The sequence below is a fragment of the Maribacter spongiicola genome, assembly GCF_052119685.1.
Taxonomy (GTDB): domain Bacteria; phylum Bacteroidota; class Bacteroidia; order Flavobacteriales; family Flavobacteriaceae; genus Maribacter; species Maribacter spongiicola_A.
Map to the genome: position 1 here is coordinate 957,328 of NZ_JBGQOO010000001.1, position 13,825 is coordinate 971,152.

The 13,825-nt window shown below is 35.6% G+C and carries 15 protein-coding genes; 10 read left to right on the forward strand and 5 right to left on the reverse strand.

The annotated features are described in order from the left end of the window. Nucleotides 1–3 precede the first annotated feature (3 nt). The 5 genes from ACEN2N_RS03990 to ACEN2N_RS04010 are packed head-to-tail and all read left to right on the forward strand — an operon-like array spanning nt 4 to nt 3,318. The gene (locus tag ACEN2N_RS03990; protein ID WP_441823103.1) at nt 4–942 is read left to right on the forward strand and encodes an aldo/keto reductase; all 939 of its coding nucleotides are present in this window, start codon (nt 4–6) and stop codon (nt 940–942) included. Between the two features lie 59 nt (nt 943–1,001). Further along, nucleotides 1,002–1,988: a TIGR03571 family LLM class oxidoreductase gene (locus tag ACEN2N_RS03995; protein WP_441823104.1), complete on the forward strand. Its 987-nt coding sequence runs from the start codon at nt 1,002–1,004 to the stop codon at nt 1,986–1,988. A gap of 55 nt (nt 1,989–2,043) precedes the next feature. Next, nucleotides 2,044–2,424 carry an SMU1112c/YaeR family gloxylase I-like metalloprotein gene (gene gloA2, locus ACEN2N_RS04000; RefSeq protein WP_441823105.1) on the forward strand — a complete coding sequence of 127 codons (381 nt, stop codon included), beginning with the start codon at nt 2,044–2,046 and terminating at the stop codon, nt 2,422–2,424. 51 nt (nt 2,425–2,475) lie between these two features. Further along, nucleotides 2,476–2,967, forward strand: coding sequence for a DUF6265 family protein (locus tag ACEN2N_RS04005; RefSeq protein ID WP_441823106.1), 492 nt, complete (start codon nt 2,476–2,478; stop codon nt 2,965–2,967). Further along, entirely contained in the window at nt 2,968–3,318 is a 351-nt protein-coding gene (locus ACEN2N_RS04010; RefSeq protein ID WP_441823107.1) for a hypothetical protein, read from the forward strand. It begins immediately after the preceding gene. 225 nt (nt 3,319–3,543) lie between these two features. Here ACEN2N_RS04010 and ACEN2N_RS04015 read toward each other — a convergent pair whose 3' ends face one another. Next, entirely contained in the window at nt 3,544–4,008 is a 465-nt protein-coding gene (locus ACEN2N_RS04015) for a CBS domain-containing protein (RefSeq protein WP_423996958.1), read from the reverse strand. A gap of 120 nt (nt 4,009–4,128) precedes the next feature. On the opposite strand from ACEN2N_RS04015, the gene ACEN2N_RS04020 reads away from it, so the two are divergent. From ACEN2N_RS04020 to ACEN2N_RS04035, 4 genes are all read left to right on the forward strand, one after another. After that, on the forward strand, nt 4,129–6,411 hold the full coding sequence (locus ACEN2N_RS04020; protein ID WP_441823108.1) for a M28 family peptidase: 2,283 nt from the start codon (nt 4,129–4,131) through the stop codon (nt 6,409–6,411). Continuing rightward, nucleotides 6,404–7,210, forward strand: a complete 807-nt coding sequence (locus ACEN2N_RS04025) for an SDR family oxidoreductase (protein WP_441823109.1) — start codon at nt 6,404–6,406, stop codon at nt 7,208–7,210. The genes ACEN2N_RS04020 and ACEN2N_RS04025 overlap by 8 nt, the downstream gene beginning before the upstream one ends. 124 nt (nt 7,211–7,334) lie before the next feature. Continuing rightward, nucleotides 7,335–7,709: a hypothetical protein gene (locus ACEN2N_RS04030; protein ID WP_441823110.1), complete on the forward strand. Its 375-nt coding sequence runs from the start codon at nt 7,335–7,337 to the stop codon at nt 7,707–7,709. Between the two features lie 133 nt (nt 7,710–7,842). Next, entirely contained in the window at nt 7,843–8,547 is a 705-nt protein-coding gene (locus ACEN2N_RS04035; protein WP_441823111.1) for a hypothetical protein, read from the forward strand. 55 nt (nt 8,548–8,602) lie between these two features. Here the strand turns inward: ACEN2N_RS04035 and ACEN2N_RS04040 are convergent, their stop codons facing one another. Both ACEN2N_RS04040 and ACEN2N_RS04045 read right to left on the reverse strand, forming a co-directional pair. Next, nucleotides 8,603–9,094 carry a nuclear transport factor 2 family protein gene (locus ACEN2N_RS04040; RefSeq protein WP_441823112.1) on the reverse strand — a complete coding sequence of 164 codons (492 nt, stop codon included), beginning with the start codon at nt 9,092–9,094 and terminating at the stop codon, nt 8,603–8,605. Continuing rightward, nucleotides 9,081–9,581 (reverse strand): hypothetical protein, encoded by a 501-nt coding sequence (locus ACEN2N_RS04045; RefSeq protein ID WP_441823113.1) that lies wholly within the window; start codon nt 9,579–9,581, stop codon nt 9,081–9,083. Before ACEN2N_RS04045 ends, ACEN2N_RS04040 begins: the two co-directional genes overlap by 14 nt. 63 nt (nt 9,582–9,644) lie before the next feature. On the opposite strand from ACEN2N_RS04045, the gene ACEN2N_RS04050 reads away from it, so the two are divergent. Further along, complete coding sequence (locus ACEN2N_RS04050) at nt 9,645–10,592, forward strand: NAD-dependent epimerase/dehydratase family protein (RefSeq protein WP_441823114.1); 948 nt, start codon at nt 9,645–9,647, stop codon at nt 10,590–10,592. A gap of 19 nt (nt 10,593–10,611) precedes the next feature. On the opposite strand, the gene rimK is transcribed toward ACEN2N_RS04050, so the two are convergent. Next, nucleotides 10,612–11,985 carry a 30S ribosomal protein S6--L-glutamate ligase gene (gene rimK, locus ACEN2N_RS04055; RefSeq protein ID WP_424004463.1) on the reverse strand — a complete coding sequence of 458 codons (1,374 nt, stop codon included), beginning with the start codon at nt 11,983–11,985 and terminating at the stop codon, nt 10,612–10,614. A gap of 35 nt (nt 11,986–12,020) precedes the next feature. Further along, complete coding sequence (locus ACEN2N_RS04060; RefSeq protein WP_441823115.1) at nt 12,021–13,547, reverse strand: bifunctional GNAT family N-acetyltransferase/carbon-nitrogen hydrolase family protein; 1,527 nt, start codon at nt 13,545–13,547, stop codon at nt 12,021–12,023. Nucleotides 13,548–13,825 lie beyond the last annotated feature (278 nt).

Below are 13,825 nucleotides of genomic sequence, written 5' to 3' on the forward strand. Positions count from 1 at the left end.
ATAATGACTGCATTAAAATTTAGAAATAACGACGAAATGCCAATTTTAGGCTTAGGAACGTTTCGTTCTGAACCTAATGAAGTGTACAATGCGGTACTTTCCGCTATTAAAATAGGATACAAACATATAGATTGTGCTGCGGCTTACGGAAACGAGAAAGAAGTAGGTAACGCCATTGCCGAAGCAATTAAACAAGGTTTAGTCACACGAAAAGATTTATGGGTGACTTCAAAATTATGGAATGCTTCCCATGGTGAGGAAAATGTGATTCCAGCATTGCATCAAACATTAGAAGATTTACAGCTAGATTATCTAGACCTGTATCTTATCCACTGGCCTATCGCTCTTAAAAAAGGAACAGAAATGCCAGAAAACGCATCCGATTTTATTCCACTTTCAGAAGTACCATTAACCAATACTTGGAAAGGTATGGAAGCTGCTTTAGAGCAAGGTCTTGCAAAGCATATTGGCGTGAGTAACTTTAATGAAAATCAACTTAAAGAAGTATTGGCGACTGCAGTGCATCAACCAGAGATGAATCAAGTGGAAATGCATCCGTTTTTACAACAAGAAGAATTAAAAACATTCTGCTTACAACACGATATTCTGCTAACCGCTTACGCACCTTTAGGTTCGCTTGTAGATAAAAACACCACGCTACGTTTGTTGGAAAATGATACGATAAAAAACATAGCCGACTCAAGAAATATGTCGCCTGCACAAGTAGCATTGGCATTTACGATGCAACGAGGTATTGCGGTCATTCCTAAATCGATTAATGAAGCACGATTACTTCAAAATTTAGAAACGATAAACCATACACTTACTGAAGAAGATATGGCGTTGTTGATGGATTTAGATAAGGGACACCGCTTTATAGATGGCAAATTTTGGGAAGTTGAAAACGGCCTATACACTGCAGATAGTATCTGGAATAACTAATCTTGAAAATCATCAGGTGTCTTCACAGAAACCTGATGATTTCAAAAACAAATAACACTATGAATCAATTTGATAAACTATATAGACCAGGTAAAATGACACTTGGTATAGAGTTTCCTTTAGATAATGATTGGTCATCAGAAGGAAATCGCAAACGGTTGGAAGATAACAGACCTTTTGGCGTGCCCGATATTTCTAACCATTTGGCATTAGCAAAACAAATTGATGAAGCAGGGTTCGCTGCTTTATGGTTGCGAGATGTTCCTGTATATGACCCTAATTTTGGTGATGGTGCTCAATTGTTTGACACCTTGCCGTACTTGGGATATTTATCTGCTGCTACCAAAAACATTTTGTTGGGTATAGCTGCCATAGTATTACCTCTACAACAGCCTATAAAATTGGCAAAAGCTGCTGCTACCATAGATAATTTAAGTGACGGAAGACTTTTGTTAGGTTTGGGTTTGGGCGACAGACCTGTGGAGTTCCCAATGTACAATATCGATTATAATAAAAGACCAGAAATCTTTAGAAACAATCTTGATATCATTAAAGAAGCTTGGAAAACGAATAGCGATTTAAAATCTAAATATGATTTTTTAAATAGCGGTATTGAAGTCTATCCTAAACCGAAAAAAGACATTCCACTTGTAGTAGCTGGTCATTCAGGACAAAGTATTAATTGGATTGCCAAAAACGCGCAAGCTTGGTTTAATTACCCACGACCCGTAGCAGAAACTTTAGAAAACAGAAAATACTGGTGTAACGCCTTGTATGATGAAGACCAAGCGGCCAAACCTTATATTTCGGCCATACATTTAAACTTAGATCCAAATGATAATGCTACTTTTAAACCACAGCGTTTCGGTGGTACAGTAGGTATTAACCATCTTACCGAATATTTAAAAGCATATGAAAATGTTGGTGTTAACCATATGGCAATAAACCTTAGAAAATCTGAAACTCCCGTAAGTGAGGCTATAGCTAAAATTGAGAAGGTTGTATTGCCGGAGTTTTTAAATAATTATATTGTTAATGAATTATAATTTTTGATAGAAGGTAAACAACAAGGCTATTTGAAAAAAATAAAATAAACACTTCATGAATAAAGTACACCACACCGCCATCATCTGCTCTAATTACGAAGTTTCTAAAAAATTCTACATAGAAGTTTTAGAGTTAGAAATCATTCGAGAGGTATATCGAGAAGAGCGACAATCTTACAAATTAGATTTGGCATTGAAAGGTGAGTATATCATTGAATTGTTCTCTTTCCCTAATCCGCCAAAACGACCGTCAAGACCAGAGTCATGCGGACTGCGACATATTGCATTTGAGGTCGATGATTTAGAGAATATAATTGCACATTGTAAAAAACACGATGTAATTGCAGAACCTATTCGTATCGACGAATTTACCAACAAGCGATTCACTTTTATTGCCGATCCAGATGACTTACCTATAGAGTTTTATGAAAAATAAGCGAAGCCGTTTGTAAACGTTTAATTTGTATCTTGTTGCAAATACTAGAACATGAAATTACTTCTACTTTTCTTACTTTCATCAATGTGTTTGCTACAAGCACAAAATACAGTTTCTTTTGAAGAAGGAATGATTAGTCCGGCTGCGACATTGAACAATATAGAATGGCTTGCGGGACACTGGAAAGGAAAAGCCTTTGGCGGAATTGCTGAGGAAATATGGTCTCCACCTGCAGATGGTTCAATGATGTTCTCCTTTAGATTACTAGATAAAGGTGAAGTAAGCTTTTATGAATTCGGTCATCTTATTGAGATAGATGGAACACTCATCTTACAACTCAAACATTTCGATGCTAATTTAAGTGGTTGGGAAGAACGAGATGAAAATATAGAATTTAGATTAGTTAAAATAGAAGAAAACAAATTTTATTTTGATGATTTTACTATTGAGCGCATATCTGACAAAGAAATAAACATGCATGTAGAGGTTGGTGAAGAAGACGGAACATCGAACGAAGTTACCTTTAACTACCATAGACAATAGATGGAAAGAGCCTGTTTAGAATGTGGAAATAAGGTTATGGGCAGGATCGACAAAAAGTTCTGTAATGATCACTGCCGTAATACGTTTAACAATAGGGTTAACCCAGATAGTAAAAACCTTATTAGGAACATTAATAATAAGCTTCGCAAAAACTACCGTATTCTTGATAGTTATAAATTAAAAGATGGCAAGACGAAAACCACCCGTATGCGGTTAATAGATAAAGGTTTTGATTTTGACTTCATCACCAATCTGTACACCACAAAAAAAGGCACTACATATTTCTTTTTATATGATTTAGGTTATTTACCACTTGACAATGATTTTTACATGATTGTAAAGAGGGAATAGTTGGCTGTTGGCTGTTGGCTGTTGGCTGTTGGCTGTTGGCTGTTGGCTGTTGGCTGTTGGCTGTTGGCTGTTGGCTGTTGGCGTTATATAAAAAAAAGTCTCCAAAAAGGAGACTTTTTTTATAAGTTAACTTCATACTTTGTACTTCATACTTTGTACTTCATACTTTGTACTTCATACTTTGTACTTCTTACTTAACACTTTATGCTCTGTACTTAATAAAATTTATTTCCAATTATGTCCACTTAATTTCAGTGCAGCCACAACGATATCTTTTCTACTTATTTGACCTACCAAAATTCCGTTTTTCATAACAGGTAGTCTTCTTCTATTGTGTTGTGCAAAAATACCTGCTGCGTCAAAAATTGAAATATCATGAGGTATTGTCTCTACTGACTTTGTCATGAAATTCTCTACACTCTTATCTAAAATAGGTTGATTAAAGTAACGACTTTCAGAAATCTGCTTCATACAATCGGCTTCAGAAATGATCCCCACTAGAAATCCGTTGTTGTCCAAAACCGGTCCACCAGATATATGATGCTTGGCAAATTTCTCCATTACGGCTAAAATTGAATCATCTGGCGAAAAAGTGATTAACTTAGTCGTCATATAATCAGCGACCAAAATTGGGGCATCAAATTCCTTTTTAAATACTTTTCGAACACCTTGAAAGCTTTTGATTCCCATGACAGTTTATTTAGAGGTTGATTACTAAAGATAACAAATAAAACGAATTACACTAATAATTTTCGATGTATACCAATTTATAATCAGTATTTTAAGACTTTTTAAAAGAATATCACAATCATGAAAAAAACACCAACCTTACTAACATTGCTCCTAATTATACTTGCCACCTATTGGAGTTTTCGCGTGCTTTTACCACAGTATAACGAGGACGCAACAATTGTTAAAACCGAGTTTTCTACAGATAGAGCTTTAGTGCATGTAAAAGAAATATCGAAAGAACCGCATGGCGTTGGTTTTCCTGCACATACTACCGTTCGCAACTATATTACTGAAGAACTTCAAAAATTAGGCTTAGAAACTTCTTTGCAAGAAGGGTATACTGCTGGCGATTGGGGTAATTTGAGTAAAGCTGAAAATATACTAGCCCGAATTAAAGGCAACGAATCGGGCAAGGCACTATTATTATTAAGTCACTATGATAGTAACCCACATTCTTCATTAGGCGCAAGTGATGCAGGTAGTGGTGTTGCTACGATTTTAGAAGGTGTAAGGGCTTTTTTAAAAACCAATGCCACACCTAAAAACGATATAATCATTCTTATATCAGATGCTGAAGAATTAGGTCTCAATGGTGCAGATTTGTTTGTAGATAAGCATGAATGGCTAAAAGATGTTGGCTTGGTTTTAAATTTTGAAGCCCGTGGCAGCGGCGGACCAAGTTACATGTTGATGGAAACCAATAGAGGAAATAGCAAATTGATTTCTGAATTTATAGCTGCAAATCCTGAGTTTCCCGTAGCGAATTCACTTGCCTATAGCATCTATAAAATGTTGCCCAATGATACCGATTTAACCGTATTTAGAGAAGATGGCGACGTTGAGGGTTTCAACTTCGCATTTATTGATGACCATTTCGATTATCATACTCAGATAGATAATTACGAAAGATTAGACAGAAATACCTTGGCGCACCAAGGTAGCTACCTTATGCCTTTATTAACTTATTTCAGTAATGCCGATATCACCAACTTAAAAAGTCTTGATGACAATGTATATTTTAATGTGCCATTTTTTAAAATGGTGTCATATCCGTTTACTTGGATCATGCCAATGTTTGTTATTGCCATTCTCTTTTTTATAGTATTATTGATTTCCGGATTTCGAAAAAAAGTATTGAATGGAAAAGATATTCTAAAAGGATTTATTCCCGTACTCTTCACTTTGGTCATTAATGGAGTGGTAGGTTTCTTCAGTTGGCAATTTTTAAAATGGTTATACCCGGCATATAATGATATTTTACATGGTTTCACCTATAACGGTCACGCCTATATATTTGCTTTCTCCTTATTTTCTTTGGGCACTTGTTTCTATGCCTATTATAAATTTAAAGTGATTAAAACGGCAAATTTACTGGTTGCCCCATTTATTATATGGATTATCATTTGCGGTCTAATAGCGGTGCATTTAAAAGGCGCTGCATTTTTCATTATACCTTTATATAGCTTTTTAGTTGCCTTTTATGTGCATATCAACCAAAAAAATCCCGATGCGTTCTTATTGGTATTTCTAGGCATACCGGCAATATTCATATTCGCACCGTTCGTAAAAATGTTTCCGGTTGGGCTAGGTCTTAAAATGATGGTAGCCTCTACCCTACTGACGACATTAATTTTCTTTTTATTACTTCCATTGATAACCAAATACAGAAAAAAAGGTGCTTTAGCGTTTCTAAGTTTCTTACTATTTGCTGGCTTTTTGATATCGGCACATATAGATTCTGGCTTTACGAAAGACAGACCAAAACCGACAAGTTTATTATACGTTTTAGATACCGATGAAAATGAAGCGAAGTGGGCAACTTACGAGCATCAACCATCTGACTGGACTTCGCAATACATCACCAAAAAATCGGCAGACAGTCTTCTTTTTAAAAAGACCATAAGCAGCAAATACGGTTCTAATTTTACGTTTACAAATGAAGCTCCGTTAAAGAATGTACCAAAACCAACTATTGAGGTGCAACTAGACACTATTGCAAATAACATTCGTACAGTTCATTTATGTATTACTCCGAATCGACCTATAAACCGTTTAGAGGTGTTCACCAATGATGTCGATATAGTAAAGGCAGATATAAACGGAATAGAACTATCTGAGTATTTTCTTAAAAACAGATATGGCGGTAGGCTAGTTACCCATTATATTAGTGATAAAAATTACACCGATATTATTTTAGAAGTCCCGCAAGATCAAGAATTGGAACTTACAGTTTATGAAGCTTCTAACGATTTACTTAAAAATGGATTGTTCTCTATACCGCAACGAAAAGAAGACCAAATACCAATGCCGTTTGTATTGAACGATGCTATTTTAACCATACAAAAAGTAAAATTTGACTAAGAAAATAGGTGTTATAGGTTGTGGATGGCTTGGACTACCATTGGCTGAAAATTTAATTGCCAACGGCTATACTGTAAACGGAACTTCTACTTCTAATGAGAAAATTACGGTCTTAAAAGAGAAAGGCATCACTCCGTTTAAAATAGTTTTATCTGAAAAGGAAATTAAAGGTGATATCCATGCATTTCTTGATTCAGTCTCGGTACTGGTTATAAATATTCCGCCGAAACTAAGAGGAAAAGGTCCGAAGGAAAGTTACATCGCAAAGATTGCATTACTACACGAGGCTATTAAAAAATCGGCAGTAAAAAATATCATATTTGCCAGTAGCACTGCTGTTTATGGTGATACCGAGGGTACGGTTACAGAGAAAACAACACCACAACCCACCACTGAATCTGGTATACAATTAGTACAGTGCGAAGACCTTTTAAAAAATGATAAAGCGTTAAATACCACGATCATTCGATTTGGCGGATTGATTGGACCCAACAGACACCCCGTAAGCATGCTATCGGGCAGAGAAAATCTTAGCGGTGGTGACGCCCCTGTTAACTTAATTCATTTAGATGATTGTATAGGCATCATCAAAAGTATTATAGCCCGTAACCATTACAATGATGTTTTGAATGCAGTATACCCAGATCATCCGTCTAAAAAAGAATATTATACCCAACAAGCAGAAAAAAGAGGTATACCTGCGCCAGAATATACGGCAACAGGTAAAAATCAAAAAATTGTTACATTTTGTAGTATTTTTCTTATTAATTACTATAAGTTTCTTACATCTATTAATTAACCCTTTACAACACATAGCATCCCTTTCACAACAAACACCCTAAAACAGCGTTAATATATTGTTGACATTCAACTACTTATCGACGTATGACATACCTTTGTTTAACAATATAAAACCATATATTATGAAGAAAGATAAATTACGGGAGAGGGTTTTAGTTGAATTAGAGAAGCTCATCTCCCTAAGTTGCAAGAACCCGAACGGTTCTAAAAAGTATGAAGATTTACATATTGCATTATTGAAAAAGTATTATAATGCGACGAATGTAACTATAGACTATCATCGCCATAGAATTAAAATGGAGGTAATAGAAGACGATAGTTTATACGATCCAAAAAAGGTGAACACCTATTTACCAACATTTTACACTAATTTATTATTTAATAACCTGTGTAAATTTCTAATTTCATGTGTTGAAAAAGACAACAAGAGTATTGGTTTTTATAGCCAACTTTTAAATTCTTTTAGAAAATCGAACAACAGTTTAGAATTGGCTTAGGCTTTCAAATTTTAACTTATTTAAAAGGTGCCCTGTAGGGTGCCTTTTTTCATTTCTAACATTTAAACCTTTCCTTAACAGGATCATAGAAAATATTTTAATAGTTTAGCGCACTTTAAACAGAACAAGAAAGATGAAAAAATCAGTTTTAATAGTAGTAGCTGCAGTATTATTGTCAGGTAGTTATGGATATTCGCAGACCAAATCAGAATTGCTAAAGCATTACGAAGCATTTTATGATCAAATGCGGTTACAGGGCGATGTTGATGGTGTAATCAATGCATTGACTCACTTAAATATCTTATCTCCATCTCAACAACGTAATGATACCCTTGCATATATCTATGCAAATGACAATCAACATTTACAGGCATTGAACATTATCGGAATCGAGAAATTAGATTCAGATTCTAATCTGGCCATTCAAGTAAAAGCGGTTTCTTTAAAAGCTATGAACCAGCCAAAAAGAGCTTTAGAGCAGTTTGAAGCTTTATATTTAAGAGATCCAAATGCATACCTTGCCTATGAATTGGCAGATTTAAAAGTACAAACCGGCGATAACGTAGGTGCAATGAAACATGTTGAATATGGTATTTTAAATGCTACAGATGATATGAAATATGCATTCTATGAGCGTCAACAACCATATGAAGTTCCTTTAAAAGCTGCATTTATTCATGTAAAAGCACTTATACAATATAATATGGATAAAAGTAATATTGACCAAGCAATAGCAACTTTAGACGAGGCTTTGGCAATTGACCCTAATTTCAACTTAGCTAGTTTAAGCAAGCAAGCACTGACCTCTAGAAAAGAGTCGCCAGAAGAGAAGAAATAAGACCGAATTGTTATTGAACCAAAAAAGGCGAATCGTACAGATTCGCCTTTTTTTATTAATTTTTCTGAAAGTCTTTTAAGAGCAAATCATCTTTTTCTTTTTTCAGCTCTACCAGCCTGTCTACCAAATCATTTGGCACGGCTATAGACAAAACATAATGTGCCACTTTCCAATCACCATCCACTTTTTTCAAGATACCTGATCCACGGCAAATTTTCATTTGGGTATCTAACAACTCATCGAACCACGCTAGATTTGCATCATCATTGACATAAATATTTCGTTCTATAGCTGTAAAATTCCATGCTTTGCCCTTATCAAAATAGGGTTTAGAAAAGCTCATAAATTCGTCGCGCTGCCAGTTTTCTGTAGCGTCGGTACCAATAAATACGGCATCGTCAGTCATTAATGCAAAATAAGCATCAAAATCTGCCCTACCTGCGGCCAAATGCCAATCGTCTACTATCTTGCTAATTTGTTTTTTTTCGTTTTGTTGTGCAAATAGCACTGTAGACATCAATACTAGTAATAAACTAATTCTCTTCATTTGCACGTAATTCTTCTGATAAGGTATTATTTACCTCAACGTTAAATTGATTTCTTAAATCATTATAGGCCGTAATCATTTGTAAAATGGATTCTTTCGGATTCTGTCGGTACTCCAAATCTCCCTTGGTTTTTAAAACGAAGGTTTTAAAAAGCTTCTGACGACCTTTTATTTGTGGAATATTAAATTTTTCAGGATACTCGGCAAGCTCCATTTTATTCTGATTCTCTATCAACTCTTCAACTACAAGGGTAAAATCTTCAATATTTTCAGAAGTATAGATTTTATCGAAACTCTTGTCTAAAGCACTGTATTCGCGCCAATCGTTTAAAATTAACTGTGCCTTTGGATCTGCGCGTATTTTTGTTGGCAAACTATCTGTTGTCTCTTCCCAACGAGATTCATGAACAGTAGCAATATCTGATGGAGCATCTTTACAAGAAGCGACCAGTGTAACGATGAATAAAAAAAAGATAATTTTGGACATAAGCGAATGTACAAATTTTAAGAAAAGGTATCTTTATCTCAAATTCATTTAACGAAATTTTTAATGCCAAAATACATATTGATTATCGGGGCCTGTGGTCAAATAGGTACAGAACTAACCCTAACACTTAGAGAAAAATACGGCAGCGACTATGTTATCGCCAGCGATATTAGAGAAGGTAACGATGAACTAATGCAATCTGGGCCGTTTGAAATTTTAGACGCCACTAACTACGATGCACTTGAAGAAATTATTGCCTATCATGACATCTCTGAGGTATATTTAATGGCGGCAATGTTGAGTGCAACCGCAGAGAAATTCCCCATGCGTGCATGGAACCTTAATATGAACACCCTTTTCAATGTATTGAATTTAGCAAAGGAAAAAAAGATAAACAAGATTTTCTGGCCTTCTAGTATTGCTGTTTTTGGTCCAAATACTCCCAAAGAAGATACACCTCAGAATACCATAATGGAACCTAGTACGGTTTATGGCATAAGCAAACAAAGTGGAGAACGTTGGTGCGAGTATTACTTTAATAAGTTTAATGTGGATGTGAGAAGTATTCGTTACCCGGGACTTATCAGCTGGAAAACTATGCCAGGTGGCGGAACTACAGATTACGCCGTAGAAATCTATCATAAAGCACTTTCTGATGGCTCATATACCTGCTTTCTTGAAGAAGATACTAAATTACCAATGATGTTCATGGACGATGCCATACGTGCCACATTACAGATTATGGAAGCACCAGAAGATTATATTAAAGAACGTTCTTCTTACAATTTAGCAGCAATGAGTTTTACACCGAAAGAAATAGCCGAAAATATTAAAGCCGTTCTACCAAAATTTAAAATTGCCTACGAACCAGATTTTAGACAACAGATTGCGAATTCATGGCCAAGTAGCATCGATGATACCACTGCACAAAAAGATTGGGGTTGGAAAGCAGAATTTGACCTTCAAAAAACTACGGAAGTAATGTTAGAAAATTTGAAGAACAGGGTTTAACCTGTTCTTCAAATTTATTTTAATTAGCAAATTTCAATCGCTTTTCAATTGCCATGATCATAGCATTGGCGATATCTTTACCCGTAGCATTTTCAATACCTTCTAAACCTGGCGAAGAGTTAACCTCTAACAACAATGGTCCTTTATTAGAACGAATAATATCTACACCGGCAACAGCAAGGTTCAATACCTTGGCAGCCTTTAACGCTAATTTCTTTTCATCGGGAGTGATCTTAATAATTGAGGCTATACCACCTTGGTGAATATTAGCTCTAAACTCCCCTTTTTGAGCTTGGCGTTGCATACTTGCGACTACTTTACCATTAACCACGAAACAACGAATATCTTGCCCGTTTGCTTCTTTAATAAACTCTTGTACCAGAATATTGGTATTAACACTTTTAAACGCGTTAATAACACTTTCTGCAGCCTTGTTGGTTTCTGCCAAAACAACACCTTTACCTTGGGTACTTTCTAAAAGCTTAATAATTAGCGGCGCACCATTAACCATTTTGATCAGGTCTTTGGTATCCATCGGCGATTTTGCAAAACCTGTAATAGGAATATGAATATCGTTCTTTGAGAATAACTGCGACGCAAATAACTTGTCTCTAGATTGGGTAATGGCCTCTGCAGAGTTTTGACAATACACGCCCAAGTTATTGAATTGGCGTATTAATGCACAACCATAAAAAGTTACCGACGGTTTAATGCGTGGTATAACAGCATCGTAATCTTTTAAAATGATGCCACCACGATATCTAATTTCTGGAGAATGCGCATCTAGTTTCATATAGGCCTGCTCTACATTTAAGAAATCAATTTCATGACCTCTAGCTTCAGCGGCTTCCATAATTCTTTTGTTACTATATAAGCTTGGGTTACTAGCCAATAAAGCAATTTTTAATCCGGTTTTTTCTTTAAAGTAAGGCGCGTACATTTTATTGACTTCTGCATCTTCAAAGTTTTGCAATTGATAATTTAAAGCAGGGTTCACTATAAAACGATCGTTCAATGCCTCTCTTCCCAACAGCATACGAAACTCCATCGTATCTCTATTTGCTAGCGTAAGCTCTATTTCAAAAGTAGATTCACCAATAGTTACAGGTGTTTTTATAACCAAACGTTCTTCTGAAATACCAGAAGAACTTTTTACCATACGACGGTCTACCAATCTTGCTTGGCATTCGATGCCAATACTCCGGTTTTCTTGTAATGGACTCACCTCGAATTTAACCCATTCATGACCACCTTTTGATACTATTTTTAAATTGGTAGCTTGTATGGAAGATGTTTTAGCTCCAGAATCTACCCTTGCTTTTATAGCTGGGATGCCTAAGTCATTAAAAACACACCACTCTTCACTGCCTATTATTTGTAAATTATCCAATATTTATTTTTTTTGACTCCGTACAAACGGAGTTATAATTATTTCTTTTTTAACTCAAATAAATCTGTTCTTCTATCTTTCAAATTACGTACAGCTCCAAATTGATTAAGCTCTCGCAGTAGGTCAATATCCACATCTGCGATTAAGATCATTTCTGTATTTGGGGTAGCTTCCGCTTTAATACCATTGGTTGGAAAAGAGAAATCGCATGGAGTAAATACCATCGATTGAGCGAACTGTATATCCATATTCTCAACATTTGGCAAGTTACCGACACTACCGGCAATAGCTACGTAGCATTCGTTTTCGATTGCTCTTGCTTGAGCGCAATGGCGTACACGAGAATATCCATTTTGGGTATCGGTCAGGAACGGAACAAATAAAATATCCATACCATCATCTGCCAGTAACCTACTTAATTCAGGAAATTCAGAATCATAACAAATCAAAATCCCTATTTTACCACAATCGGTGTCAAAAGTCTTTAACTGTGTACCACCTTGCATTCCCCAAATCTTTGCTTCATCTGGGGTAACGTGTAGCTTTTCATAACGCTCCATACTACCATCGCGTCTACATAAATATCCTACATTATAAAGACGTCCATCTATCATTTCAGGCATACTACCAGAAATAATATTGATATTATAAGAAATGGAGAATTCAGAAAATCTCTGAACTATGGCTTGGGTATGTTTAGCCAGCTCTCTAATAGCATCGGCTGTAGACATATGATTGTTCCCTGCCATTAAGGGTGCGTTAAAAAACTCTGGAAATAGCGCAAAATCGGACCTATAACCAGAAACAGAATCTATAAAAAATTCCGCTTGTTGCAGAAGTTCCTCTAAGTCTTTGTAAGGGCGCATTTGCCATTGAATCAACCCTAAACGAACAATTGACTTTTTGGTAGCCGCCTTTTTATTTGGTTTTTGATAATAAATATTATCCCATTCCATAAGAATAGCAAAGTCTTGAGAAGCTTTATCACCATCTAAATACCCTTTCATTACTTTAGCAGGATGAAAGTCGTTACTGATTTGAAAACTCAGTACTGGATCATGAATTTCTTTACGACGAACCTTTGCTATATATTCTTTTGGCGAAAGTTCTGAAGCATGTGAATGGTAGTTAGGCATACGGCCCCCAAATACAATACTTTTTAGATTTAACTTCTCACATAGTTCTTTTCTATAATCATATAAACGTCGACCTAAACGTAAGCCCCTAAAACTAGGTTTTATAAAAACTTCTATGCCATAAAGCACATCGCCTTCATCATCGTGGGTATCGAAAGTATATTTACCAGTAATTTGTTCATAAGTATGGCTATCGTCGAACGCATCATAATCAACAATTATAGACAGCGCTACGCCAGCTATTTGCCCATTGATTTTTATAACTACTTGGCCTTCTGGAAATTTATCGATTAAAGATTTTATATGTTCCTCTTTCCAATATGAACCAGGCATATTGGTATAAGCAGAAATCATAGCTGCTTTTAATTCTTGATAATCTTCAAGATCCAAAAACTTTAATTCGATATTTTCAATTTCGTCAATTTTCATTAATCTGTTGTATGCACAACGATATTTAGTTTAATTTATATGTAGAAAAATTTTTCCGGCTTACTAGAAGCAAGCCGGAAATTTAATAAAGTAATCTTAGTGGTATATCAGAAAAATTAATCTTCGTCTGCACCATCGACCATATCCTCTGGATCTGGCTCAACTACTGCTGTTGGATCATCATCATCGAAATCTTCGTAATCATCCTCATCATAATTTTCCATGGTATACTCAAGCTTGGCACTGATTTTCACCAAATATTTAGTGTCTTCAGTTAA